At 63.1% G+C, this 25753-nt stretch carries 29 protein-coding genes; 24 read left to right on the forward strand and 5 right to left on the reverse strand.

Features of this window, described 5'->3' with window-relative positions; genetic code table 11:
- Positions 1 to 37 precede the first annotated feature (37 nt).
- Both CU_RS01695 and CU_RS01700 read right to left on the reverse strand, forming a co-directional pair.
- On the reverse strand, positions 38 to 1132 hold the full coding sequence (locus tag CU_RS01695) for a FecCD family ABC transporter permease (protein ID WP_005325330.1): 1095 nt from the start codon (positions 1130 to 1132) through the stop codon (positions 38 to 40).
- Positions 1132 to 2250 (reverse strand): FecCD family ABC transporter permease, encoded by a 1119-nt coding sequence (locus CU_RS01700; protein ID WP_005325331.1) that lies wholly within the window; start codon positions 2248 to 2250, stop codon positions 1132 to 1134. Before CU_RS01700 ends, CU_RS01695 begins: the two co-directional genes overlap by 1 nt.
- Before the next feature lie 307 nt (positions 2251 to 2557).
- Between CU_RS01700 and CU_RS01705 the strand changes: the two genes are divergently transcribed.
- The 3 genes from CU_RS01705 (at position 2558) to CU_RS01715 (ending at position 6696) form a co-directional block, all read left to right on the forward strand.
- Positions 2558 to 3907 carry an IS256 family transposase gene (locus tag CU_RS01705; protein WP_012359591.1) on the forward strand — a complete coding sequence of 450 codons (1350 nt, stop codon included), beginning with the start codon at positions 2558 to 2560 and terminating at the stop codon, positions 3905 to 3907.
- 147 nt (positions 3908 to 4054) lie between these two features.
- A complete protein-coding gene (locus CU_RS01710; protein ID WP_041628452.1) occupies positions 4055 to 5290 on the forward strand; it encodes an MFS transporter in 1236 nt (411 codons plus the stop codon).
- Positions 5291 to 5442: 152 nt separating this feature from the next.
- Positions 5443 to 6696, forward strand: a complete 1254-nt coding sequence (locus CU_RS01715) for an MFS transporter (RefSeq protein WP_012359593.1) — start codon at positions 5443 to 5445, stop codon at positions 6694 to 6696.
- A gap of 203 nt (positions 6697 to 6899) precedes the next feature.
- Here the strand turns inward: CU_RS01715 and CU_RS01720 are convergent, their stop codons facing one another.
- Entirely contained in the window at positions 6900 to 7829 is a 930-nt protein-coding gene (locus tag CU_RS01720) for a siderophore-interacting protein (RefSeq protein WP_012359594.1), read from the reverse strand.
- Positions 7830 to 8017: 188 nt separating this feature from the next.
- Positions 8018 to 8434: a hypothetical protein gene (locus tag CU_RS01725; protein ID WP_041628453.1), complete on the reverse strand. Its 417-nt coding sequence runs from the start codon at positions 8432 to 8434 to the stop codon at positions 8018 to 8020.
- Positions 8435 to 8921: 487 nt separating this feature from the next.
- Here CU_RS01725 and rplN point away from each other — a divergent pair, with 487 nt between their 5' ends.
- From rplN to truA, 21 genes are all read left to right on the forward strand, one after another.
- On the forward strand, positions 8922 to 9293 hold the full coding sequence (rplN, locus tag CU_RS01730) for a 50S ribosomal protein L14 (RefSeq protein ID WP_012359596.1): 372 nt from the start codon (positions 8922 to 8924) through the stop codon (positions 9291 to 9293).
- On the forward strand, positions 9294 to 9605 hold the full coding sequence (gene rplX, locus CU_RS01735; protein WP_012359597.1) for a 50S ribosomal protein L24: 312 nt from the start codon (positions 9294 to 9296) through the stop codon (positions 9603 to 9605).
- A gap of 2 nt (positions 9606 to 9607) precedes the next feature.
- A complete protein-coding gene (gene rplE / locus CU_RS01740) occupies positions 9608 to 10189 on the forward strand; it encodes a 50S ribosomal protein L5 (protein WP_012359598.1) in 582 nt (193 codons plus the stop codon).
- Positions 10190 to 10392: 203 nt separating this feature from the next.
- Positions 10393 to 10881 carry a hypothetical protein gene (locus CU_RS01745; RefSeq protein ID WP_012359599.1) on the forward strand — a complete coding sequence of 163 codons (489 nt, stop codon included), beginning with the start codon at positions 10393 to 10395 and terminating at the stop codon, positions 10879 to 10881.
- Positions 10882 to 11044: 163 nt separating this feature from the next.
- On the forward strand, positions 11045 to 13108 hold the full coding sequence (locus tag CU_RS01750) for a PhoX family protein (protein ID WP_012359600.1): 2064 nt from the start codon (positions 11045 to 11047) through the stop codon (positions 13106 to 13108).
- Between the two features lie 467 nt (positions 13109 to 13575).
- On the forward strand, positions 13576 to 13983 hold the full coding sequence (rpsH, locus tag CU_RS01755) for a 30S ribosomal protein S8 (RefSeq protein WP_012359601.1): 408 nt from the start codon (positions 13576 to 13578) through the stop codon (positions 13981 to 13983).
- A gap of 18 nt (positions 13984 to 14001) precedes the next feature.
- Positions 14002 to 14538 carry a 50S ribosomal protein L6 gene (rplF, locus tag CU_RS01760; protein ID WP_012359602.1) on the forward strand — a complete coding sequence of 179 codons (537 nt, stop codon included), beginning with the start codon at positions 14002 to 14004 and terminating at the stop codon, positions 14536 to 14538.
- Complete coding sequence (rplR, locus tag CU_RS01765; protein ID WP_012359603.1) at positions 14538 to 14948, forward strand: 50S ribosomal protein L18; 411 nt, start codon at positions 14538 to 14540, stop codon at positions 14946 to 14948. The genes rplF and rplR overlap by 1 nt, the downstream gene beginning before the upstream one ends.
- 40 nt (positions 14949 to 14988) lie before the next feature.
- Entirely contained in the window at positions 14989 to 15630 is a 642-nt protein-coding gene (gene rpsE, locus CU_RS01770; RefSeq protein ID WP_012359604.1) for a 30S ribosomal protein S5, read from the forward strand.
- A 3-nt stretch (positions 15631 to 15633) separates the two neighbouring features.
- Entirely contained in the window at positions 15634 to 15819 is a 186-nt protein-coding gene (gene rpmD, locus CU_RS01775) for a 50S ribosomal protein L30 (protein WP_012359605.1), read from the forward strand.
- 2 nt (positions 15820 to 15821) lie between these two features.
- Positions 15822 to 16268 (forward strand): 50S ribosomal protein L15, encoded by a 447-nt coding sequence (gene rplO / locus CU_RS01780; RefSeq protein ID WP_012359606.1) that lies wholly within the window; start codon positions 15822 to 15824, stop codon positions 16266 to 16268.
- 370 nt (positions 16269 to 16638) lie between these two features.
- Positions 16639 to 17973 carry a preprotein translocase subunit SecY gene (secY, locus tag CU_RS01785; protein WP_041628454.1) on the forward strand — a complete coding sequence of 445 codons (1335 nt, stop codon included), beginning with the start codon at positions 16639 to 16641 and terminating at the stop codon, positions 17971 to 17973.
- Positions 17970 to 18515: an adenylate kinase gene (locus tag CU_RS01790; RefSeq protein WP_012359608.1), complete on the forward strand. Its 546-nt coding sequence runs from the start codon at positions 17970 to 17972 to the stop codon at positions 18513 to 18515. Before secY ends, CU_RS01790 begins: the two co-directional genes overlap by 4 nt.
- A gap of 162 nt (positions 18516 to 18677) precedes the next feature.
- Positions 18678 to 19472, forward strand: a complete 795-nt coding sequence (map, locus tag CU_RS01795; RefSeq protein WP_012359609.1) for a type I methionyl aminopeptidase — start codon at positions 18678 to 18680, stop codon at positions 19470 to 19472.
- A 253-nt stretch (positions 19473 to 19725) separates the two neighbouring features.
- Positions 19726 to 19944, forward strand: coding sequence for a translation initiation factor IF-1 (infA, locus tag CU_RS01800; RefSeq protein ID WP_012359610.1), 219 nt, complete (start codon positions 19726 to 19728; stop codon positions 19942 to 19944).
- A gap of 238 nt (positions 19945 to 20182) precedes the next feature.
- Positions 20183 to 20551: a 30S ribosomal protein S13 gene (gene rpsM, locus CU_RS01805; protein ID WP_012359611.1), complete on the forward strand. Its 369-nt coding sequence runs from the start codon at positions 20183 to 20185 to the stop codon at positions 20549 to 20551.
- Complete coding sequence (rpsK, locus tag CU_RS01810) at positions 20551 to 20958, forward strand: 30S ribosomal protein S11 (RefSeq protein WP_012359612.1); 408 nt, start codon at positions 20551 to 20553, stop codon at positions 20956 to 20958. Before rpsM ends, rpsK begins: the two co-directional genes overlap by 1 nt.
- 25 nt (positions 20959 to 20983) lie before the next feature.
- Positions 20984 to 21589 carry a 30S ribosomal protein S4 gene (rpsD, locus tag CU_RS01815; protein WP_012359613.1) on the forward strand — a complete coding sequence of 202 codons (606 nt, stop codon included), beginning with the start codon at positions 20984 to 20986 and terminating at the stop codon, positions 21587 to 21589.
- A gap of 113 nt (positions 21590 to 21702) precedes the next feature.
- Entirely contained in the window at positions 21703 to 22716 is a 1014-nt protein-coding gene (locus CU_RS01820) for a DNA-directed RNA polymerase subunit alpha (protein ID WP_012359614.1), read from the forward strand.
- 46 nt (positions 22717 to 22762) lie between these two features.
- On the forward strand, positions 22763 to 23233 hold the full coding sequence (rplQ, locus tag CU_RS01825) for a 50S ribosomal protein L17 (RefSeq protein ID WP_012359615.1): 471 nt from the start codon (positions 22763 to 22765) through the stop codon (positions 23231 to 23233).
- Between the two features lie 259 nt (positions 23234 to 23492).
- Entirely contained in the window at positions 23493 to 24467 is a 975-nt protein-coding gene (gene truA / locus CU_RS01830) for a tRNA pseudouridine(38-40) synthase TruA (RefSeq protein ID WP_012359616.1), read from the forward strand.
- A gap of 161 nt (positions 24468 to 24628) precedes the next feature.
- On the opposite strand, the gene CU_RS01835 is transcribed toward truA, so the two are convergent.
- Positions 24629 to 25681, reverse strand: a complete 1053-nt coding sequence (locus tag CU_RS01835; RefSeq protein WP_012359617.1) for a hypothetical protein — start codon at positions 25679 to 25681, stop codon at positions 24629 to 24631.
- Positions 25682 to 25753 lie beyond the last annotated feature (72 nt).

The following is a 25753-nucleotide window of genomic DNA, read 5'->3' on the forward strand; positions in this document are numbered from 1 at the left end:
TTCGCGGCACTGCTAACTTCCAGGGTGGGATCTTTTCTCATGCCGTGGTTGACCTATTCCGTTGGACCAGCAAATAAATAAGGAACGCACCGCCGATTGCCGAGGTGAGAATGCCCACCGGCAGCTCTACGGGCAGAAGAGTTTGGGTGCTGATATCTGCCAGCAGGAGTAGCGCAGCGCCGGTCAGCGCAGAGGCCAGAAGCGGTGGTGCAGAGCAGTTGCACAAGCGCAGCGCCACCTGTGGGGCCACGAAGGCGACGAACCCGATGGGGCCAGCGGCCGAGACCGCCACTGCTGCCAAAGCCACGGCAGCGGCGAGCAGAAGCACCTGCACACCCTGGACGTTTTGTCCCAAAGCCCGTGCAGTATCCGAGCCCAGCAAGGTGGCTAAAAGTTGGTGACCAATCCAGGCCAGCAGCGGTGTAAACACCAACACAACAATGGCGATGGGCCACATCTTGGACCAGTCCGCAGTGCTCAGGGAGCCAGTCAGCCAGAACTGCGCGGCCGCGGCATCGCGCAACTCCGTGCGGATCATCAGGAAGTTGATATACGAGGTCAACAGAGCAGAGATGATGATGCCGAACAGCACTAGCCGGAAGGAATCAGTCGATCTCCTCCACGCCAGAGCCCACATCACCGTTGCGGTGACAGCCGCACCAAGCACCGCGGCCAAGGGAATGCCGATGCTGCTGAGCCAGCCGAGGAAACCACCAGCGCCACCACCCAGAGTGATGACGGTGACCGCGGCCGCGGACGCGCCCGTAGTGAAGCCCAAGATATCCGGGCTGGCCAGCGCATTGCGAGTCACGGACTGAGTGAGGGCTCCGGATAATCCCAGCGCACAGCCCACCAGAATGGCCGTCAGCGCACGAGGCATGCGCCAATCCAAAACCACCAGACGCTCAATGCGGGTGCCCTGGCCGGTGAACAGCACCTCCAGCACACGAGCCGGGGACACAGGATAGTCACCCAGGCCGATGGAGACCGCCGCTAGCAAGACGATCGCCACGAGCAGCAATAGAGACACCGTCAACGCGCGAGGGCGCCAGACCACAGAAAATGAGCCCACGCGGAATGGCGGGCGCCCAGGGATAGTGGAAGAGGTAGGGCGGGCAAGGAGGGAACTCATTAAATGGCCACCACCCGGCGTCGATAAATAAGGGCGATGAAGAACGGCGCGCCCACGAACGCGAGGATGATGCCTACTTGCAACTCGCCCGGACGAGCGATCAGACGGCCCACCACGTCTGCGAACAGCATCATCACCGCACCCGTCAGGGCAGAGTAAGGGAGAATCCAGCGGTAATCAGGGCCCGTGATGGCGCGCACGAGGTGCGGGACCACCAGGCCGATGAAGGTGATGGGGCCGGCGGCAGCTGTCGCGGCACCGGCCAGCAGTGCGATCAGAGCCATGCCAATCAGGCGGGCGCGCTGGGTGTTGATGCCCAGTCCGGAGGCGATGTCATCGCCCAGATTCAGGAGGTTTAGCTGCGGTGCCGTGATGAACGCCAGCAGGAGGCCCACCAGGATAAACGGCAGCACGCCGTAGAACACGGTGAGATCCCGGCCCGCGATGGAGCCGACGGTCCAGAAGCGCATGCGATCCAGATTGGCATCGTCAGTGAGGATAAAACCGCTGATGATGGCGCTGAGGACCGCGGACAAAGCCGCGCCGCCGAGGACCAGCGTCATTGGATTGGCCTGTCCTCCTCCTATGGACGCCAAACTAAACACCAACGCAGTAGCAGCGATGGCCCCACCGAACGCCCACATGCTGGTAGCCCACACGGACGTCACCCCCAGCAAGGAGAAGCTGGCAACCACGGCCAGGGACGCACCGTAGTTGATGCCGAGAATGCCCGTGTCCGCGAGAGGGTTGCGCGTGTGCCCTTGGATCAATGCACCGGAGGCGCCAAGGGCAGCACCGGCGACTAGGCCCAACAGGGTGCGGGGAATGCGGAGCTCGACGATCACGCGCTGATCCACATTCAGCCCCTCCGCGTGGCCGAACGCCGTGCCGAGATCGCGGAACACGGCGGACACTTCTCCAAAAGGGATCTGCCGTGATCCAAACACGATGCTGGCAACGATGCTGGCGAGCAATAGGAGGAAAAGGACGCCGAGGCCGACGAGGCGACGCGGGATTTTACCTGATGGAGCGCTGGCAGAAGCGTCCGCAGTAGCGTCCGCGCGAGACCCCAGGTGTGATTGAGAAGGGGATTGCGCATGCGGGGTAGAGATAGCCATGCATCCCTCCTTGACGCGTGAAAGTACATGATCTTAACGGGAGCAAGCTTATATGAGCAAGGTAAGCCTAATCAAAGTACTACAAGGAGGGATTGTGGAGCTGTGCAGGTGAGTGTGTGAGCCAGCAGGTGCGGCTAGTGAGGTCGGTCGGCCCTGAATGGCGCCGACCCTACACCTCAGCTCTATGCTTCTGAGCAGGGATTTGGACATGTTTTAGCTGGTTGCTAGGCTAGTCAGGTCTTGCCGTAGGTGAGGGTGTCAGGAAGTTTGTGTGTGAGGCTCTGATCGAGAAGGAGTGTCACCGATAATGACTACGGTGTCACCGAAGAAAGGCCATGACCCGGCGAGGGTCAACGAGATCAGCGAGAAGCTGATGGAAAATCCTGAGCTGGCTAGCCTGATCAGCGAGCTGTCGACCTCCGCTGATGATGCCAGCGAGCTGGTCAAAGGCCTGCTGCAGGCATCAATCAACGCTGGTCTGCAGGCGGAGATGGATGCGCATTTGGGCTATAGCCACTCCGACCGCAAGTCCAAAGCCCAGGTTGAACCCGTGCACGGCGGCAATCACCGCAACGGGTCGTACACCAAGACCGTCAATTCTGGCTACGGCGCGGTGGAAGTGACCGTGCCCAGGGATCGTGCCGGCACGTTTACTCCGAAGATGGTGCCCAAGGGCGCACGTCGGCTCACAGAGCTCGACGACATGATCGTCTCGCTATACGCCGGTGGGATGACAGTGCGCGATATTCAGCATCACCTCGCGACCACGCTCGGGGTGGATATGAGCCCGGATACGATCAGCACGATCACCGATGCGGTGTTAGACGAGGTCATGATCTGGCAAAACCGCCAGCTCGACGAGTTTTACCCGGTGATCTTCCTCGACGCGCTACGCGTGAAAATCCGTGACGGTCACCGCGTGGTCAATAAGGCCTGCTACATGGCGGTTGGTGTCGACATGGACGGCATCAAGCACATCCTGGGATTGTGGATTGCCGATAATGAAGGCGCTGCCTTCTGGGCATCGGTGTGCGCGGATCTGGCCAACCGTGGCGTCCAGGACGTGTTCATCGTGTGCTGCGACGGGCTGAAAGGCTTGCCGGAAGCTGTCGAGGCAACCTGGCCGAATTCCATGGTGCAAACCTGCATTGTGCACCTGATTCGGGCTTCGAACCGGTGGGTGTCGCATCAGGACCGCAAATCTGTCTCCCGTGCGCTACGTGAGGTCTACACGGCCGCCAACGAGGACACCGCCCGCGACGCCCTGGACGCGTTCGAAGCCAGTGAACTGGGCCGTAAATACCCGCAATCGGTCAAAGTCTGGCGCGACGCCTGGGACCGGTTCGTGCCGTTTTTACAGTTCCCGCCAGCGGCCCGCCGGGTGCTCTACACCACGAATTCGATCGAATCGCTCAACGCTGAACTGCGTAAAGCTACCCGTAACCGCGGGCAATTCCCGAACGACACCGCGGCGCTGAAAACGCTGTGGTTGATGATCTGCAACATCGAGGACAAGCGCGCTGCCCAGCGAGCGAAAAAAGCGAAGCGCGACATCGAATGCAATGGCTATATTGAAGGAGCGAAAGCCACCGGGTGGAAACAAGCCATCAACCAACTAGCCGTGGCTTACCCCGACCGATTCGCGGACTACTTGTAAACCAAGCCTCCGCACACAAACAATCGGACACTCTCGTTATGGTGGCATGCGGACACACTTTTCTTTACTTAACCCCGTAGCGTGGACAACCGTCTTTTTTTAGTGATGCGTCACAGCACCAGAATCTTTGAAGGAGGCCTATCCGAATTGACTGAGCAGACCACCGCCACACCCCAGCCTCCAGCAGAGGACAAGCTGGTCACACCCGCCTTCGCCCTCGCGTGGGTCATTAACTTCACGCAGTACCTGGCTTTCTACATTCTGGTCACGACGATGGCCCTCTACGCGGTGAAGCAGTTCGCGGCCTCGGATGCGGCGGCTGGTTTCGCCTCCAGCTCCTTCGTGGTCGGTGCCACGGTGGCGCGCTTGTTCTCCGGATACCTCGTGGACGCCTTCGGCAGGCGGCGGGTGCTGTGGATCTCCCTGGCAGTGGTGGCGGTCAGCAGCGTCGGCTACCTGCTGGAGGGCTCCTTCTGGGTACTGATCCTGGTGCGCATGCTGCACGGCCTGAGCTACGCGATCGCCTCCACGGCGGTGATGACCACCGCCCAGCGGGTTATCCCGCCGGCTCGCCGCGCGGAGGGCACCGGCTTCTTCGCGCTGGGTAATACGCTCTCCACGGCGCTGGGCCCGGCCTTCGGGCTGTTCCTGGTCGGCCAGTTCAGCTACCGCGCATTGTTCACGACGACGATCGCGGTTGCGGTGGTCAGCCTGGTTCTCGGCGTCCTCCTGGGAATGACGGCGGGGGAGCGCGCCGCGGCGGAAGAATCCCGCGGTGGGGAACGTCCGAGCTTCCACGCCTCCGATATCGCGGACGGCCGGGTGGTGCCGATCGGTGTGTTCATGCTGATTGTGGGTGTGAGCTACTCGGGCGTCATCACCTTCCTGATGAGTTATTCGGAGCAGCGCGGCACGCAGACGGGTGCCTCGGTGTTCTTCCTGGCTTATGCCGCCGCGATGTTCATCTCCCGCTTCTTCCTGGGCCGTATCCAGGATGAGCGGGGCGATAATGCCGTGGTGTACTTCGGCGTGGCCATGTTCATCCTGGCGCTGGTGGTGCTGGCGCTGGCGGGTAACGACGCGCTGGTCATCGTTGCTGGTGTGTTGAGTGGTCTGGGTTATGGGACGCTGATGCCCGCCTCGCAGGCTATCGCGGTGCGGTTGGTGGACGCCTCCCGGCTGGGCACCGGCGTCTCAACCTTGATGCTGCTGGTTGATGTGGGCGTGGCCCTGGGGCCGATCTTCCTGGGCTCCCTGATCAGCGCGACGGGGTATTCGGCGATGTACCTGCTGCTCGCGGGCCTGGTCGCGGTGGCTGGGGTGTTCTACTTCTTCGTCCACGGGCGGCGGCCGCAGGCCAGGCAGGGGTACGCGGAGGCTTAAGCCGACGCCTGGCTGCACAACGCGGTGGGCTAGCGTTAGTTGATATGGCACATGATGGTGGAGAGTTAACGCGGGGGCCAGGAGCACGAAGGGAGTCCGGCGGGGAGGCCGGCGGCGCGCAAGCGCTGGCGGCTGGCGGGGAGTCGAGCTCGGTGGCTGGGCAGAAGCCCGATGCGGGAGCTGACGAGAGGCCGGGCTCGGCGGTAGCCGAGAAACCAGCTGTACCGCAATCGATCTGGGTACTCGTGGCTGCGGCCTTCATCATCGCGCTGGGCTATGGGCTGATTGCGCCGATCCTGCCGCAGTTCGCGCAGTCCTTCAACGTGGGCGTGGCCGCCGCTGGTGCGGTCATTAGTATCTTTGCCTTCTCCCGCCTAGCGTTTGCTCCGGTTTCTGGCCGGCTGGTGGACCGCCTGGGCTCGCGGCGGATTTACCTATCGGGTTTGCTGATTGTGGCGGGAACCACCGGCCTGGTGGCTTTCGTGGGGGAGTACTGGCACATCCTGCTGCTGCGCCTGATCGCGGGTATTGGTTCCACGATGTTCACGGTCTCCGCGATGGGGCTGATCGTGCGCCTGTCCCCACCCGAGATCCGCGGGCGATGCTCCAGCCTGTATGCCACCGCCTTCCTGCTGGGTAATGTGCTGGGGCCGGTGCTGGGCGCGATGCTGACGGTGTTGGGCATGCGAGCGCCCTTCGCGATCTATGGCGCAGCGGTCTTCATCGCGGCTGTGGTGGTGTGGTGGCGCATGCCCGCCTCTGTCGGGCTGCAGCCCACCGAGGGTGGGCGACCGACCACCCCGATGCGTTTCCGGGAGGCCTTCGCGGACTCCGCCTACCGCAGCGCCTTGGTTGGTGGCTTCGCCAATGGCTGGCTGAACTTCGGCGTGCGCGTGGCGACCCTGCCGCTGCTCGCGGCGGCGATCTTCGAATCCGGGGCCGCCTATGCCGGGCTGGCGATGGCCACCTTTGCTGCGGGCAATGCGGTGGTGCAGCAGTTCAGCGGGCGGGCGGCCGATCAGGTTGGCCGCAAGCCGCTGATCTTGGTGGGGCTGCTGGCCAATGGTACGTTCACCGCGGCGCTGGGGTTCTCCGACCGGGTCTGGTCCCTGCTGCTGCTCAGCGTGCTGGCGGGTGCCGGTGCCGGGCTGTTCAACCCGGCGCAGCAGGCGGTGCTCGCGGATGTGATCGGGGCGGAACGTTCAGGTGGCCGGGTGTTGGCGAACTTCCAGATGGCGCAGGATACCGGCGCGATCTTGGGGCCGATCATCGTGGGGCTGTTGATCCAACAGGCCGGCTTCCGCGCGGGATTCCTGGCCTGCGGCGTGGTCGCGGGGATAGCGGTGGTGGCCTGGTGCTTTGGTAGGGAGACACTGCGCAAGCAGAGCTCGGTCTCCGCGCTCTAGGGGCCGGCAGATTGCTCTTCAGGATCACTGTGCGGGGGATGGGAGCCCGGGGTGCAGCGCGGGCTACGGCGACGGCCCGCCATCGTGAAAGATGTATCGCTCACCGCGCCGCGGTCGGGGATCTAGCAACGCGCTGCCCGCGACATGGGGCTCAAAGTGTGCGGCGGTCGCGCGCTCCGGTCGCCGCCGAGCAGCGGCGGCCCCTAAGGGCGGGCTTTGCCGAGGAACCAATATGGGCACCACTGCACCTCGGCGGGGCTGAGCTGCCACGTGTTCACGCAGTGCCGGCGCACCTGCTTGCAGAGACTGCCCTCGCCGGCAACCCAGACGTAGCGGGCGAGGCGGGCGGGGTGCTCGAGGTAATCTATGCGCTCGAGTAGGCGCGCGGTGTGCGTGGCGAATTCGGTGGCGGGGGAAAATAGGAGCTCAAGGCTGCCGAGCCTGCCCTGCCATTCCGAGAGTAACTTCGGCTCAATATCCTCGGAGTTTTCCGCGACCGCAATCACGTGCATTTCCTGAAGCTGTTGTGGTGCGAAGGCTGCTGTGTACTCCAGGATCGCGCGCAGGGACGGCAGCGCGGAGGGGTCCGCGATGAGGGTCTGTGCCGAGCTAGCGCGGTGCCATAGGCCCTGGGCGGTCCAGATGCCCACTTCCGAACCCGCCTGGGCGGAGAGACACCATCGCAGGCCCGGGCCCACTTGCTCATCGGTGTCGAGGTTCTGTTGAGTGATGCCGTGGGTCACGATGTCGAAGGTGAGCTCGCCTTCGTGGGGGTCGAAACGGCGCACGGTGTACCAGCGCAGGTTCGGCCGGATGTGTTCGGGCATCGCGGCGACGGCGGCGCGCAGATTTTCGCTGCCCGGGTGCTGTGGGAGGTGTAGTGGCGCGCCGGGTTGTGGCATGAGCAGCCCGAAGAACTCATCCGGGCCGGAGAGTTGGTGCGTCGCAAAGGCGGGAGAGTGTAGCGTGATGCGACGCAGCCGGGGCGACGGTGCAGAAACTGGGCGGACTGTGGCGCGGAAAAGCCCATGCTCTCCGACCTGCGGCGGGGTGAGCAAGCTGTGATCGGAGAACGCGGCCTGCTGGCGGGAGCTGGACGTGAGCTTCGTGAGCGATGCGGCAGCAGTATTCATGATGGAGATTAGCTTACCCTTACCTCCCTTCCGCTGGAAAGGGGGGGCGGGCAGGTCTGATCCCCGCGATAGCTGGGCGGGGTATGCGGGATGGCTGAAACGCAGGCAAGAAAAAAGCGGGGCCCGAGGGTGATCCTCGGGCCCCGCTGGGGCTCAGGCCGGCTGGCTAGCCGGGCAGAGAGGCAGTATTACTTGCCGACCTTAGTGAACTGCTTGACGATCTTCTCGATGTTCGCGATCAGAGCAGAGATGGAGCCCAGCAGAGCGACGACAGCGGCGACAGCAGAGCCAATCTTGATCAGCTTCTCGAGGCCGGAGGCGTCGTCCTTCCAGCCGAAGAAATCCTGGGCGGAGGAGCCCTTAGGTTCCTTCTCGTCCTCGTTCTCTGGCTCGGTGACGTCCCCGCCCTCGGTCTCCTGGCCCTTGTCCTCTTCCTTGCCCTTCTCGGAGGAGCCAGCCAGCTTGTCCTTCAGCTCGGAGGAGCCGTTAGTGTTCTGCTCAGCGGCGGTAACCTTGTCGTCCTTGATTGGCTCCTCAGCGACAGCGACGCCGTGGGACAGAGCGACGGAGGAAGCAGCTGCGAGTGCGATGATGGTCTTCTTCACGAAGAATCCTTCCCGGCCCCTGATGTTGAGGACCGATTGTGTCAATGAAGTTTGAGGGCGATCCGGCGCTGAATCCTCATGCTTTCCCGGTTCCCCGGTGCCGTCACGAACCCGGGCGAAAAATTTCCGACCACGTCCAGCGCGTACGCAGCAAAGTATAAGCGAAAGATGATAAAAAAGCATCTCTATTTTTAGGACTTTTCGGCGCTCCGTGCAGTTTGCCGGTAAAGCTCCAGCATGCGCTTGAAAATCTCCCCGAAAATGGCACCTTAAAGTGCTGTAAATCACAGCTCGTAGCCACCGCAATCAGGCGGGTCCATAGCATCTCGGCTCCCAAGATTTGGGAGGCCAGCCAGCCTGTGCCATAATGTGCAGGTTGCCTCGCGCGGGCACGCTTTGTCGTGCGCGCACAACCGAGGCAAGGACCGCGTGCGTGAGGGTCGGAAATCCCGCGCACACCAACTACTAGGTTCTAGGAGACTCTAAAGTGCTTCAGCAAGAATCGCGCGTGCGAGTAGCTGACAACTCGGGTGCCCGGGAAATCCTGGTCATCCGCGTGCTCGGCGGCTCCGTCAAGCGCAGCGCTGGCATTGGCGATGTCGTGGTTGCAACCGTCAAGGAAGCAGCCCCAGGCGGCACCGTCAAGGAAAACGAAATCGTGCGTGCAGTCATCGTCCGCACCAAGAAGCCAACCCGCCGCCCAGACGGTTCCTACATCGCTTTCGATGAGAACGCAGCCGTCATCATCAAGGCCAACGATAACGACCCACGTGGTACCCGTATCTTCGGCCCAGTCGCTCGTGAGCTTCGCGAGAAGAAGTTCATGAAGATCGTTTCTCTTGCTCCGGAGGTGCTGTAAATGAAGATCCGCAAGGGCGATACCGTCATTGTTATCTCCGGCCCGGACAAGGGTGCTAAGGGCAAGGTCATCGAGGCCTACCCGAAGCGCGACAAGGTTCTTGTCGAGGGCGTCAACCGCATCAAGAAGCACGTAGCCAACTCCGCCCCTGAGCGTGGCGCAGAGTCCGGCGGCATCGTGACCCAGGAGGCGCCGATCCACGTCTCCAACGTGATGGTCATCGACTCCGACGGCAACCCGACCCGCATTGGTTACCGCTTCGAAGACGGCAAGAAGATCCGCGTATCCAAGCGCAACGGGAAGGACATCTAAGGATGAGCGACAACTACACTCCTCGTCTGAAGGCTCAGTACCGTGAGGAAATCCGGGAAAAGCTGCAGGCTGAGTTCAACTTCGACAACGTCATGCAGATCCCAGGCGTGACCAAGGTTGTCGTCAACATGGGCGTCGGCGACGCTGCACGTGACTCCAAGATGATCAACGGCGCAATCGCTGACCTGACCGCAATCACCGGCCAGAAGCCGCAGGTCCGCACCGCGAAGAAGGCAATCGCTAACTTCAAGCTGCGTGAGGGTATGCCGATCGGCGCCCGCGTCACCCTGCGTGGCGACCGCATGTGGGAGTTCCTGGACCGCCTGCTCACGATCGCCCTGCCGCGTATTCGTGACTTCCGCGGCCTCTCCGACCGTCAGTTCGACGGCCACGGCAACTACACCTTCGGCCTCTCCGAGCAGACCATGTTCTACGAGATCGACGTGGACAAGATGGACCGTCCACGCGGTATGAACATCACCGTCGTCACCACTGCCACGAACGACGAAGAGGGCCGCGCGCTGCTGCGCCGCCTCGGCTTCCCGTTCAAGGACAAGGACGGCAAGATGCAGCAGGCTGACTAGTTTCTAGTCTTCTGTAGCTTTCTGGCAGCGCCCCACCGTAACCGGTGGGGCGCTGTTGCTATCTGGGGGAGCGGTATTCGCGGAACAAGGTGATATGTCATCGACAGGGGTGGGGTTTCGTCGCTAGGCTGGGAATCATTCTGCATTTATCAGCATCCCGGTGTTTCCGTGCCGGAGGTGCGAAGAAAAGCAAAGGAGCAAAAATGTCCTTCCTGCCTAGCGCTATCCTGCGTTCCGTCCCTGGCGCCTATATCGTTAACTCTGCCATCGAGAAGTTCGGTGCCGAGCCAGCCAAGTCCGCTGGCCTCCAGCAGTTCGCCGCCACTGGCGTCCCGGCTCTGAAGAAGCTGCCCAGCGATCAGTTCGCCAATATCCTCGGCGGCGCAGAGCTCGCCGTCGGCGGTGCACTGCTCGCTCCCTTCGTCTCCAATAAGCTCGCGGGCGCTGCCCTGACCACCTTCGGCGCCGGACTGCTCACGATGTACTTCCGCAACCCGAACATGACCCAGGAGGACGGCATCCGCCCGACCGAGGAGGGCCTGCAGCTCTCCCCGAACGTCTTCCTCGTGGCCATCGGCGCCGGGCTCGTCGCCATGGACGCTGCCGACGGCGCCAATAAGTTCGCCACGAAGCGCAAGATCAAGAAGGCCGAGAAGCGCGCAGCAAAGCGCGCACTCAAGGAAGAAAACTAAAGCCGACCAGGTTCCGGCGTGGAGCACTCCGGGGTAAGTCCGGGGGTCAAGCCAGTAGGGGAGGCGGAGACAATTCACGCCGGGTTCACCCTGGCCTCCCTTGACGGTCACCTCCATTGCCTATCTTGTTGCTCGCAAGACCAACAAGTAGAAGGACAATTACGTGGCAATCAAGGGCATGAACCTGCTGTTCCAATCTCGTCGCTCGTCCCGCACCTGTACCTACAAGTGCGGCAACGCCTGCTTCGGCGAGTGCGGAAACACCTCCTCGAACCCATACTTCGGGGACATTTCCCGCCGCAGCGTGCTGCGCGGTGCTGGCCTGGCAGCGCTGACGATCGGCGGCGGCAGCGCACTGGCGGCCTGCGCCGACGGCAGCACCACCCAGTCCTCCGGCTCCTCCGAGGGCGGCAAGGCCTCTGGGCCGCTGAAGGGCATGCAGTTCGAGCCGGTGGAGCCCAATGAGAAGGACGAGCTCGTGGTCCCGGCGGGCTACGCCTCCGGCGTCCTGATCGCCTGGGGCGACCCGATCTTCCCGGATGCCCCGAAGTTCGACCCCTACAAGCAGACTGCCAAGGCTGCGGAGCGCCAGTTCGGCTTCAACAACGACTTCGCGGGCCTGCTGGAGCACCCGAAGGACCCGAACCGCCTGCTGTACGTGTGCTCCCACGAGTACACCACCGAGCCACACATGTTCCCGCGCTACGACGCGGACAACCCCACCGATGAGCAGATCAACATCGGCCTGGCCAACCACGGCCACACCATCCTCGAGGTCTCCAAGGTTGGCAAGACCGGCGAGCTCAAGCGCGAATTCGGTCCGCTGAACCGCCGCATCACCGGCGAAACCATCTTCGAGATGCGCGGCGTGGCCGCCGGCCACGAGCTGGTGAAGACCAAGGCCGACCCGACCGGCAAGAAGGTTCGTGGCACCCTGAACAACTGTTCCGGCGGCATCACCCCGTGGGGCACCTTCCTCTCCGGCGAGGAAAACTTCGAGCAGTACTGGGCCAATGCCGATAAGGCGCAGGTCGAGGGCAAGGCCAAGGAAGACATCAAGCGCTTCGACGCCCCGGAGGGTGCTTCCGAGCGCAAGTGGGAGCGCCTCCACGACCGCTTCGACCTCTCCAAGGAACCCAACGAGTTCCACCGCTTCGGCTGGATGGTGGAGGTCGACCCCACCGACCCGTACTCCACCCCGGTCAAGCACACCTCCATGGGCCGCTTCAAGCACGAGGCCGGCAACATCTACGTCACCGATGATGGCACCGTCGTCTGCTACTCCGGCGACGACGCCCGCTTCGAGTACATCTACAAGTTCGTCTCCTCCAAGAAGATCAAGGAGGGGGACATGAAGCACAACATGACCATCCTCGACGAGGGCACTCTCTACGTCGCCACCCTGAAGGGTAACTCCCCAGACAAGGAGATCACCGGCGACGGCGAGCTGCCAGAGGACGGCAAGTTCGACGGCACTGGCCAGTGGAAGAAGCTGCTGACCGTCACCGCGGACGGCGCGAAGTCCCACGTCGAGGGCTTCACCCCAGAGGAGGTCGCCGTCTACACCCGCATGGCTGCGGACAAGGTCGGTGCGACCAAGATGGACCGCCCGGAGGACTTTGAGGCGAACCCGCACACCGGCCTGGTCTACGTTGCACTGACCAATAACAAGTACCGCGGTGCGACCGGCGAGAACGCCGAGAAGAACCAGGAGGACCCGAAGGAATACGCCCCGATCCGGGAGAACAAGAACGGCCTGGTCATGGAGCTCGACGACGAGCACGCGGGGGAGAAGTTCACCTGGAACCTGCTGCTGGTCTGTGGTGACCCGGAGGAGGCCGAGACCTACTTCGGCGGGTTCGATAAGTCCAAGGTTTCCCCGATCTCCTGCCCGGATAACCTGGCCTTCGATTCCCACGGCAACCTGTGGATCTCCACCGACGGCAATGCCCTGGACAGCAACGACGGCCTCTATGCGGTCGGCCTGAAGGGCGAGAACCGCGGTGAGACCCGCTGCTTCCTCACCGTTCCGGTGGCTGCGGAGACCTGTGGTCCGATTGTCACCGATGAGCGAGTCATGGTGAACGTCCAGCACCCAGGCGAGGACGACGACGCCACCTTCGAAAAGCCCGCTTCCCACTGGCCGGATGGCGGCAACTCGGTGCCGCGCCCGGCAGTGGCTGTGGTCTGGCGCCGTGACGGTAAGAAGATCGGCATCGAGGCCTAGCAGAAAGGGCCCAGCGGAAAAGGCCCGGCGAAAGAGGCTCAGCAGAAAGAGCCCAGCGGAAAGCCCTATGGGGGATGGCCGCGGCGACCGTTATATCGGCGCCGCGGCTTTGGCGTCAGTTCTCCAGTCGTGGAACACGACGGTCGGAGTGGATGCTAGCGGGGGGTCAACAGACGCCGGCTTGGCAATAAATACGCAGGTTGCTAAGCTTGTTGAGTCTTGTTGCGGGAAAAGTGTGCCCACAGCACACTTGACGTGCGCAGATCTGCTCACACAGTCAACAAGAGCTAGTAAGAAAACATCCACTTTGTTGTAGGCCCCCTGCCCATAGCGGCCGCGGACACATCTTGGTAGCGAGCGCCCCAAGCTATTGGGCTTGGAAGTGCGTTAGTCGCCAGCGAGTCGCGGTGCACGCGAAAAGGGTGGGAACGGGAACCGCAACGAGAAAGGTAAAGGTCACCTAAACCATGACCATGACTGACCCGATCGCGGACATGTTGTCCCGCGTGCGGAACGCTTCCAACGCGTTCCACGACAGCGTCACGATGCCTTCCTCCAAGCTCAAGGCTCACATTGCTGAGATCCTGAAGCAGGAAGGCTACATCGAAGACTTTGCCGTCAACGACCGCAAGGATGGCAAGGCAGGCAAGGAGCTTGAGATCACCCTCAAGTACGGCCCGACCCGCGAGCGCGCACTCGCCGGTGTCCGCCGCGTCTCCAAGCCAGGCCTGCGTGTGTACACCAAGTCCACTAATCTGCCAAAGGTTCTCGGTGGCCTGGGCGTGGCAATCATCTCCACGTCCCACGGCCTGCTGACTGACCGTGAGGCCTCGAACAAGGGCGTCGGCGGCGAAGTGCTCGCCTACGTCTGGTAATAGAAGGAGGAACCAAGCATGTCTCGTATCGGCTTCGCTCCGGTGTCCGTCCCTTCTGGCGTCACCGTCACCATCAACGGTCAGAACGTTGAGGTCAAGGGTCCAAAGGGCACCCTCAACACTGACATCCCAGCGCCGATCGCAGTGGCACAGGAAGGCGACGAGATCGTCGTCTCCCGCCCGGACGATCACCGCAAGAACCGCTCCCTGCACGGCCTTTCCCGCTCCCTCGTCAACAACATGGTTGTTGGCGTGACCGAGGGGTACACCACGAAGATGGAGATCTTCGGCGTTGGTTACCGTGTGCAGCTCAAGGGCAAGGACCTCGAGTTCTCCCTGGGCTACTCCCACCCAATCCTGATCAAGGCTGACGAAGGTATCACCTTCGCCGTGGACGGAAACACCAAGTTCTCCATCTCTGGCATCGACAAGCAGAAGGTCGGACAGATCGCCGCCAACATTCGTGGCCTGCGCAAGGATGACCCATACAAGGGTAAGGGCATCCGCTACGAGGGCGAGCAGGTCCGTCGCAAGGTCGGAAAGACGGGTAAGTAATGAGCAACAACGATTCCAACAAGGCTGGCAAGCGCCTCCCGCTGGGCAAGGACATCTCCACTCGCCGTCGCGTTGCGCGCTCCCGCCGTCACAACCGCATCCGCAAGACCATCCAGGGCACCCCAGAGACCCCGCGTCTCGTCGTGCACCGTTCTTCTCGCCACATGCACGCACAGATCATCGACGACACCGTCGGTCACACCCTGTGCGCTGCGTCCACCCTCGAAGCAGAGGTCCGTGGAGTCGAGGGCGACAAGAAGGCACGTGGCGCCAAGGTTGGCGAACTGATCGCACAGCGTGCGAAGGAAGCTGGCATCGAGGCAGTCGTCTTCGACCGCGCTGGCTACCAGTACCACGGCCGCGTCGCCGCTCTGGCAGACGCCGCCCGCGAAGGTGGTCTGAAGTTCTAATGATCACCAACACCATGAACTCCAACGGAAGGAACGCGTGATGTCGGAACGTGACCGTAACGGCGGACGCTCCGCCGATAACAACCGCAACGATCGCAACGAGCGCGGCGGCCGCAACGACCGCGGTGGCCGTAACGATCGTCGCAACAACCAGCAGGACGAGCGCAACCAGTACATCGAGCGCGTCGTCACCATCAACCGTGTGTCCAAGGTCGTCAAGGGTGGTCGTCGCTTCAGCTTCACCGCTCTGGTGATCGTGGGTGACGGCCAGGGCATGGTCGGTGTCGGCTACGGCAAGGCCAAGGAAGTCCCGGCTGCTATCCAGAAGGGTGCCGAGGAAGCTCGCAAGAACTTCTTCCGCGTCCCGATGATCAACGGCACCATCACCCACCCGGTGCAGGGCGAGGCCGCTGCAGGCGTCGTCATGCTGCGTCCGGCTGCTCCAGGTACCGGTGTTATCGCCGGTGGCGCAGCCCGCCCGGTGCTGGAGTGCGCTGGCGTCCAGGACATTCTCTGCAAGTCGCTCGGCTCGCCGAACGCCATCAACGTTGTTCACGCAACGGTGGCCGGCCTGAAGGAGCTCGTGCGCCCAGAAGAGGTCGCCGCACGTCGTGGCAAGAGCCTCGAAGAGGTTGCTCCGGCAGCCATGCTGCGCGCCCGTGCTGCAGGACAGGGGGCATAACCCATGGCACTGAAGATCCGTCAGATCAAGGGCACTGTTGGTAGGAAGCAGAACCAGCGTGACACGCTGCGTTCCCTCGGCCTGAAGCGCATCGGTCAGGAGGTCATCCGCGAGGACAACTCTGTCACCCGCGGCATGGTCCACACCGTTCGCCACCTGGTCGAGGTCGAAGAAGTGGCAGGGGAGTAAAAATGAGCGATCCAATCAAGCTCCACGACCTCCGTCCGGCCAAGGGTGCAAACAAGGCCAAGACCCGCGTCGGTCGCGGTGAAGCATCCAAGGGTAAGACCGCTGGTCGTGGTACGAAGGGCACCAAGGCCCGCAACAAGGTTCCTGCATACTTTGAGGGTGGCCAGATGCCACTGCAGATGCGTCTGCCGAAGCTCAAGGGATTCAAGAACAACAACAAGGTCATCTTCCAGGTCGTGAACGTCTCCGACCTCGAGAAGGCCTTCCCGAACGGCGGCGACGTCGCAGTTGCAGACCTCGTCGCAGCTGGCCTGGTCCGCGCTAAGCAGCCGGTCAAGGTTCTGGGCAACGGCGAGATCAGCGTCAAGCTGAACGTCACCGCACAGAAGTTCTCGGGCTCCGCTAAGGAGAAGATCGAGAAGGCAGGCGGCTCCGTCACGGAGGCTTAAGCCTGAAAAACGCAGCCCGGTGAGGGACTTTCCTCGCCCGGTAGCGATATAGCAAGACCCCGCTCGGTGCATCTCGCACCGGCGGGGTCTTGTGCTTTCTGCGAACCATTCCCTTAGCAGGCCGAAGACTTTCTAAACCAGTAGCCAAACTGTTACTCTGGTTTGGTTATCTGCCTAGGCGCCTCTCACTCAGTGGCCGCCTAGGGGTGGCATAATAAGCAACCGGCAGCGTGGCAAAGAAAACCGTGTCCGCACCGGCTGCTACTTTGCTACTAGAGACTTCAATTCCATGGCGCACGCTCTGCGGCATCGGCCCTGCGATAACTCGCGCGGCCACCACAGCGCGGGCCCACCAACACAGGAGGCCAGTTTGTCCGCCATCACCGGGGCGTTCAAAAACGTTGATCTCCGCAAGAAGATCCTTTTCACTCTTGCGATGATCATCCTGTACCGCATCGGCTCGCAGATCCCAACGCCGGGCGTCGACTACGCAAACATCACCAAGCAGATCTCGGAGCTCACCGAATCCTCCGCGGTCTACTCGCTGATCAACCTCTTCTCCGGCGGCGCGCTGCTGCAGCTGTCGATCTTCGCGATCGGCATCATGCCGTACATTACGGCGTCGATCATCGTGCAGCTGCTCACCGTGGTGATCCCGAAGTTCGAGCAGCTGAAGAAGGAGGGCCAGACCGGCCAGGCGAAGATGACGGAATACACCCGTTATCTCACCGTCGCGCTGGCCCTGCTGCAGTCCGCGGGCATCGTCGCCCTGGCGGACCGCGAGCAGCTGCTCGGCCAGGGCATCCCGGTCCTCAAGGACGAGGTCGGCATCTTCGGCCTGATCGTCATGGTCCTCATCATGACCTCCGGCGCTGTTCTCGTGATGTGGCTCGGCGAGCTCATCACCGACCGCGGCGTGGGCAACGGCATGTCCCTGCTCATCATGGCGGGTATTGCAACCACCCTGCCGGGGGAGGGTGTGTCCATCCTCTCCAACTCCGGTGGCTTCATCTTCGGTGCGGTGGTCTTCGGCATGCTGCTGCTCATCGTCGGCGTGGTCTTCGTCGAGCAGGGCCAGCGCCGCATCCCGGTGCAGTACGCCAAGCGCATGATCGGCCGCCGACAGTACGGCGAGACCTCCACCTACCTGCCGCTCAAGGTCAACCAGGCCGGCGTGATCCCGGTGATCTTCGCGTCCTCCCTGCTGACCGTCCCTATCCTGATCACCCAGATCATCCAGTCCGGCGCTGCAGCCGGCGAGGACGTGGCCAACAACTGGTGGAACCGCAACGTCATGACCGTCCTGCAGAACCCGGCGGCGTGGCAGTACATCCTGGTCTACCTCGCGCTGATCATCTTCTTCTCCTTCTTCTACGTTTCCGTCCAGTACGACCCGTACGATCAGGCGGACAACATGAAGAAGTACGGTGGCTTCATCCCGGGTATCCGCCCGGGTCGCCCGACCGCCGAGTACCTCGGCTACGTCATGAACCGCCTTCTGGTCGTGGGCTCCCTGTACTTGGGTATCATTGCGGTGTTGCCCAATATCCTCATTAACTTGGGAGTGGACACGTCCCAGGCCTCCGGCGGCGGCATGCCGTTCGGTGGTACCGCGGTTCTGATTCTCGTGTCCGTGGCCCTGACCACGGTCAAGCAGATCGAATCGCAAATGATGCAAGCTAACTACGAAGGATTCCTCAAATGAGACTAGTTCTCCTCGGACCTCCCGGTGCCGGCAAGGGCACCCAGGCCCAGCTGCTCTCCGACGCGCTGAACATCCCGCACATCTCCACGGGCGACCTGTTCCGCGCGAACATTTCCCAGGGCACCGAGCTTGGCAAGCAGGCTCAGGAGTACATGGACGCCGGCAAGCTGGTCCCGACCGAGGTCACCGCGAACATGGTCCGTGCCCGCCTCGAGGAGGCCGACGCCGCCAATGGCTTCCTGCTGGACGGATTCCCGCGCACCATCGAGCAGGCCGACCTGCTCGAGGAGATGCTCAAGGAAAAGGACCTGAAGCTGGACGCGGTCATCAACTACCAGGTCTCCGAGGACGTCGTGGTCGAGCGCATGCTCTCCCGTGGTCGTAACGACGACAACGAATCCACGATCCGCACCCGCCTGCAGGTCTACCGCGAGGAGACCGCACCGCTGATCGACTACTACCAGGGCCGCATCCTCAACATTGACGCCGAGGGCTCCGTGGAGGATATCTCCGAGGCCACCCTCTGCGCCCTGGACAAGTAAGCACAGGGACGCATCACTGCCAGCACCGGCAGCGGCGTCCCCGCTAGGGCCCAACGGCCCACCAGTTTCCCGCCCATTTTCCGGACGTCACCGGTGGGCGGGTTTAACTTTTGGCCCACCAAACTGGGCTACAAGAAAAACACAAGAACAAGGAGGCTTTCGGTGGCTTTCCGAAAGAAGAGCAAGAAGATCGCCGCGAAGACACCCGCGGAACTGGACGCCATGCAGGCCGCAGGCGAGGTCGTGGGCCGCGCCCTGCAGGCCGTGAAGGCCGCCGCGGAGCCCGGCGTCACCACCCTCGACCTCGACGAGATCGCCGAGGCCACCATCCGCGAGGCCGGCGCAACCCCAGCCTTTCTCGGCTACCAGGGCTTCCCGGGCTCCATCTGCAGCTCCGTCAACGACATGGTCGTCCACGGCATCCCGGCGGCGGACGTCGTCCTGAAGGAAGGCGACCTCGTCTCCATCGACTGCGGTGCGATCCTCGACGGCTGGGTAGGGGACTCCGCCTGGACCTTCGGTATCGGCGAGCTCGCCCGCGAACATGAGCTGCTCAACCAGGCCACCGAATGGGTCCTCATGGAGGGCCTTAAGGCAATGCGCCCGGGTAACCACCTCACCGATGTTTCCCACGCCCTCGAGCTCGCCACCCGCAAGGCCGAGGACAAGTTCGGTGTACCGCTGCACATCATCGACGGCTACGGCGGGCACGGTATTGGCCGCAGCATGCACGAGGACCCGTTCCTCGCGAACGAAGGTCGCCCGGGCCGCGGGCCGGTGATCCAGGAGGGCTCCGTGCTCGCGATCGAGCCGATGCTCTCGCTGGGCACCATCGACACCGCCGTCCTCGATGATGATTGGGGAGTGGTCACCGTTGACGGCAGCTACTCCTCCCACTGGGAGCACACCGTTGCCGCCACCGCCGGCGGCCCGCGCATCCTCACCCCGCGCCGCTAAACCCTCGGCCCATTTTGGGGGCGGGGGAGCTTCGCGGCCTCGCCCGGTCCCGCGGGGGCGCTTCGCAACCTTGCTCCACGCCGCTCGTCCCCGCACCGGCCTGCAGTTGTTAAAGCCCCAGGTCACGTGTACCATAGACCGATGGTGCAGGTGACGCACCCCAAAAACGGGGAGCAAATTAGACCGCACCATCGTAGCGATACACGCACAAATAGCCGATGACCAGCATGTTCATCGGGGAAATGTGGAGGATATGGCCAAAGAAGGTGCCATTGAGGTTGAGGGCCGCATTATCGAGCCCCTGCCGAATGCAATGTTCCGAGTCGAGCTGGATAACGGGCACAAGGTGCTCGCACACATCTCTGGCAAGATGCGCCAGCACTACATCCGCATCCTTCCTGAGGACCGCGTTGTAGTCGAGCTTTCTCCATACGACCTCTCTCGCGGTCGTATCGTTTACCGCTACAAGTAATAACTCTGTCAGCCTTCGTACATCCAAATCTCACCCGCCCATGGTCACATGCGGCATGGCCGCGTCACACGTGGCCATGTGGGTGAGGTTGCCTACCTCTGGCCGCGGCGGCCGGAGCCCGCTGCTGAACCTCTTGACAACGACCCGCCCCGTAGCGGGTGACGTCGTCAAAAGAAGGAAGCAGACCACCGGGATGAGTACGGAGAAAACCGCCGTAAAACCGGAAGGATAATGCCATATGGCACGCCTTGCTGGTGTAGACCTGCCACGCGAAAAGCGCATGGAGGTCGCACTGACCTACATCTTCGGAATCGGCCCAGCCCGATCCAAGGAGCTGCTGGAAAAGACCGGCATCTCCCCGGACCTGCGTTCCAAGGACCTGAGCGACGAGCAGCTCGCAGCTCTGCGTGACGTGATCGAGAACAACTGGAAGGTTGAGGGTGACCTCCGCCGCGAAATCCAGGCCGACATCCGTCGCAAGATCGAGATTGGTTCCTACCAGGGACTGCGCCACCGCCGTGGCCTGCCAGTCCGTGGCCAGCGCACCAAGACCAACGCTCGTACCCGTAAGGGCCCGAAGAAGACGATCGCAGGAAAGAAGAAGTAATGGCTGCACCGAAGAGCACCGCTACGCGCGCCCGCCGCGGCCGTCGCGTAGTCAAGAAGAACGTGACCCAGGGTCACGCATACATCAAGTCCACCTTCAACAACACCATCGTGTCCATCACGGACCCGAAGGGCCACGTCATCTCGTGGGCATCCTCCGGCCAGGTTGGCTTCAAGGGTTCCCGCAAGTCCACGCCTTTCGCCGCACAGCTGGCTGCCGAGTCCGCTGCCCGCAAGGCAATGGAGCACGGCATGAAGAAGGTCGACGTTTTCGTCAAGGGACCGGGCTCTGGTCGCGAGACCGCAATCCGCTCCCTGTCCACCGCTGGGCTTGAGGTCGGCACCATCGCCGACGTCACCCCACAGCCGCACAACGGCTGCCGCCCACCGAAGCGTCGTCGCGTCTAAGAAAAGAAAGGTTAAGGGATAAACAATGGCTCGTTATACCGGCCCAGTTACCCGTAAGTCCCGTCGCCTCCGCGTCGACCTCGTCGGTGGCGACCGTTCCTTCGAGCGCCGCCCGTACCCACCGGGTCAGGCTGGCCGCGCTCGCATCAAGGAGTCGGAGTACCTGATCCAGCTGCAGGAGAAGCAGAAGGCTCGCTTCACCTACGGCGTCATGGAGAAGCAGTTCCGCCGTTACTACGCAGAGGCCAACGCAATGCCGGGCAAGACCGGTGACAACCTGGTCATCCTGCTGGAGGCTCGCCTCGACAACGTGATCTACCGCGCTGGTCTGGCACGCACCCGCCGCCAGGCACGTCAGCTGGTCTCCCACGGTCACTTCACCGTGAACGGCAAGAAGATCAACGTTCCGTCCTTCCGCGTCTCCCAGTACGACATCATCGATGTCCGCGATCGTTCCCGCTCCATGCTGTGGTTCGACGAGGCACAGGACAACCTGGTCGACGCCAACGTTCCGGCGTGGCTGCAGGTCGTTCCGTCCACCCTGCGCATCCTCGTGCACCAGCTGCCCGAGCGCGCTCAGATCGACATCCCGCTGCAGGAGCAGCTCATCGTCGAGTACTACTCCAAGTAGTCCACGACAACGATCTGAAAAACAGACATTTACTCCCCGCCGTCTACCACCACGGTGCACGGCAATCCTGCTACCGGCGTCAAATAGCGGTCGCCGACAAGGAGAAGTAACACATGCTGATTTCCCAGCGTCCAGAGCTGTCCGAGGAGTTCATCGACGACTCCCGCTCCCGGTTCGTCATCGAGCCGCTTGAGCCGGGCTTCGGCTACACCCTCGGCAACTCCCTGCGCCGCACCCTGCTGTCCTCCATCCCAGGTGCAGCCGTGACCTCCCTGCGGATCGATGGTGTGCTCCACGAGTTCACCACCGTCCCGGGCGTGAAGGAGGATGTCTCCGACATCATCCTGAACATCAAGTCCCTCGTTCTGTCGAGCGACTTCGATGAGCCGGTCACCATGTACCTGCGCAAGGAAGGCGCAGGAGCGGTCACCGGCGCAGACATCGAGACCCCAGCTGGCGTGGAGGTCCACAACAAGGACCTGCACATCGCCACCCTCAACGAGCAGGGCAAGCTGGATATCGAGCTGGTCGTTGAGCGCGGCCGTGGCTACGTCCCGGCTGCTACCTCCACCGACGAGATCGGTCGCATCCCTGTCGACCAGATCTACTCCCCGGTCCTGAAGGTCAGCTACAAGGTCGAGGCAACCCGTGTCGAGCAGCGCACGGACTTCGACAAGCTGATCCTCGACGTGGAGACCAAGAGCTCCATGTCCGCGCGCGACGCCATGGCGTCCGCCGGCAAGACCCTGGTCGAGCTCTTTGGCCTGGCACAGGAGCTCAACATCGAGGCGGAGGGCATCGAAATCGGCCCGTCCCCCCAGGAATCCGAGCACATCGCCGCATACAACATGCCGATCGAGGACCTGGACTTCTCCGTGCGCAGCTACAACTGCCTGAAGCGGGAAGAGATCCACACCGTTGGTGAGCTGGCTGCTCGCACCGAGTCCGACCTGCTGGACATCCGGAACTTCGGCCAGAAGTCCATCAACGAGGTCAAGGTCAAGCTGGCTGGCTTGGGCCTGGCACTCAAGGACTCCCCAGAAGGTTTCGACCTCTCCGACATCGAAGGCTACGACGCCGAGACCGGTGAGTGGGTCGAGACCGAGGGCGAAGACATCGCGGAGTAAATCGCACTTAAGCGCTCAAAGCTTTTAACCCACTCGAGGAGAAGACATGCCAACCCCTAAGAAGGGCGCCCGTCTGGGCGGATCTGCTTCCCACCAGAAGAAGATCCTGTCCAATCTCGCAGCCCAGCTGTTCGAGAACGGCGCAATCAAGACCACGGACGCCAAGGCGAAGCTCCTGCGTCCCTACGCTGAGAAGATCATCACCAAGGCCAAGAACGGCACCCTGGCTGATCGTCGCAACGTTCTGAAGCTCATCCCGAACAAGGACGTCGTGTCCCACCTGTTCACCGAGCTGGCCCCGAAGTTCGAAGGCCGTGAGGGCGGTTACACCCGCATCATCAAGCTGGAGAACCGTAAGGGCGACAACGCTCCGATGTCCCAGATCTCCCTGGTGACCGAGGAGCTGGCTTCCAAGGAGGCAGAGCGTGCAACCCGCGCCGCTGCATCCAAGAAGGCTGCCGAGGAGAAGGCTGCCGAGGCAGCTGAGGAGAAGGACGAGGCCGCAGAGGAGAAGTAATTCTCCGCTGAGGTGATCCTTCGATCTCTTCAACCGGCGGGCACTGTAGGGTCTGCCGGGAGCCGGGTACTACGCACGAGCGTGGTGCCCGGCTTTTGCTATTGCTAGGGCACGCGGCTGGGCTGGCCGGGGTTTCGGTGGCCGTGGCCTGGCTGGGGTGATGCGGGCCTGGCTGGGCTGGAGGGGGCTGGGTGGCAGGGGCCTGGCTGGGCATGAAGGGGTTTCGGGGGCACGGGTGGTGCCGGGTAGATTTGGGGACATGAGTTCAACGGAATCTGGGGCAGCGGGGGGCGCGACAACCGGGATCGGGACGGCGCTGACGGGGGCGGACAGCGACGTCGCCGTTAAGGGCGCGGTGGGCGACGTCGTCGGGGACGCCGCTGGTGGGGACGGTGCCGGGGAGACCGTGCGCGTGCGGATGGACGTCTCCTACGACGGGACGGACTTCCACGGCTGGGCCGCGCAGAAGGGCGGCTTGCGGACCGTGCAGGGCGTGCTGGAGGAGAAGCTAACCCTGGTGTGCCGCACGCCCGTGGAGCTGACTGTGGCGGGGCGGACGGACGCGGGCGTGCACGCCGATGGGCAGGTCTGCCACGCGGATATCCCGGCGGAGGCGTTCACGCATCGGAGCCTGGCGCGGCCCGAGGACCTGGTGCGCCGGCTTTCCCGGATGCTGCCGGAGGATATTCGCCTGAACGCGGCAGTGGCTGCCCCGGAGGGCTTCGACGCCCGATTCTCCGCTTTGCGGCGCCACTACGTGTACCGGGTGTGCACGGCCCCGGGTGGGCCGCTGCCACGGCGGGTGCGGGATACCGCGCGGTGGCGCCGGCCGGTTGATCTGGAGAAGGTGCAGATCGCGGCGGATGCGCTGGTGGGGCTGAATAACTTCGCTGCTTACTGCAAGGCGCGCGAGGGGGCGACGACGATCCGTGAGCTGCAGGAGTTCACCTGGAAGGATGTGTCCACGCCCGCCGAGCCGCAGACCTATGAGGCGCACGTGGTGGCGGATGCGTTTTGCTGGTCGATGGTGCGTTCCATCGTGGGGGCGTGCCTGACGGTGGGGGAGGGCAAGCGCCCGGAGGGTTTCACGGCCGAGCTGCTGGAGCTGGATGAGCGCAGCTCGCAGGTGCCTGTCGCACCGGCGGAGGGGCTGAATCTCGTGGGTGTTGACTACCCGGACGCCTCTGAGTTGGCGGCGCGTGCTGCGGAGACCCGGGCGGTGCGGGAGCTGTAGGGGGCTGGGTATGGCCTGTAGGCCCCGGGCTGTGGGCCCGGGCTGTGGATGAGCTAGGCATGCCTAGCCCCGTGGGCTGGGAGTGCCCTCCGGACAATGAATCCAAGATTGTTCGTGGTTAGCGGATTGTATTGCTGTGGGCGACACAGGAGGCTCGTTTTCTAGGGAGCTTCCGCGTGCTCGAGCGCACTGGTGTTTGGTAGATGCATCGGATCGAAGCGGACCTCATGCCCGCGGTGGCTCACAGTACCGCGGGAATCAATCACCAGATCCGCGATGATGCCGTGGCGGGTTGCTTCTTCGGTGGAGGAGACCAGCACCACGCGGCAGACGGTCGGTGACCACGCCTCGCGCCAGCGGGAGCCGAGGTCGGTGGAGTCCTTGACCGATTGCGCAGTGCCGGTGGGCAGCTGCGTGTTTGTGCTCTTTACTTCGGCGCTCGGGGTACTGGGAAGCTCTGCGCGCAGCACCTGAACCCAGGGAAGATCGGCGGGCAGGCGCTCCAGCAGACGCTCGGCGGAACCAGCCCCATGCAGCAGCACGGTCGATCCCGGCACGAGCTGCACCTGCACCGGATTACCCGCGGAGCTCAGCCCCAGCAACCAACCGGGAGCAGGCAGCGCCCGAAACGTCGGGCCCGGGTCAGTGAACTCCTGCTGTGCATCGGAGTCGCTGGAACCGCTGCCTTTGTTGAAGGGTGGCACACCGGCCCCGGATCCTGCAGCGATGGGCGGGGCGGCATCATCGACCGGCCAGGCCACCACCCCGGAGCCGGCAGCCGCGAACGGCACCCGTCCGCTGAACGCCACCGGGATCGAGGCGAAGGTCGCGCCCACGTTCCCCGTGAGCAGGGCGGGCAGCTCCCCGCCGAGATCCTGCTGGTGTACCAGCAGCGGCGAGATAGTCACGGCGCTGGCGCTCGTGCTGACGTCCCCAATGGAAGAAGACGGAGCGTGAGAAACGGTGTTGGGGTGGGTGGCGTCGGCGTCGTCCCCCGACCCCTCGGAGCCCGGCGCACCCATGCCCGCGACCAGGCGCGAAACACCCACGGTGACCGGCTCCGGGGCGTGGAAAAAGTCGTGCGGAGCAGGAGCGATCCGCCACACCTGCCGCGTCTGATCCTCCGGCCGAACCCGGGCGCTCCAGAGCCACCAACCACCCGCGGCAGCCAACGCGGCAACGATCCCGATGAGCAAAACATGCACTACAAGCATGCGAATTCCCCCTGCGTATCCCCCGGGATGCCCCACATCCCTTGTTGATTCTCCCGAATTCTGTCACAGCGC

This window comes from Corynebacterium urealyticum DSM 7109, from assembly GCF_000069945.1.
GTDB lineage: Bacteria > Actinomycetota > Actinomycetes > Mycobacteriales > Mycobacteriaceae > Corynebacterium > Corynebacterium urealyticum.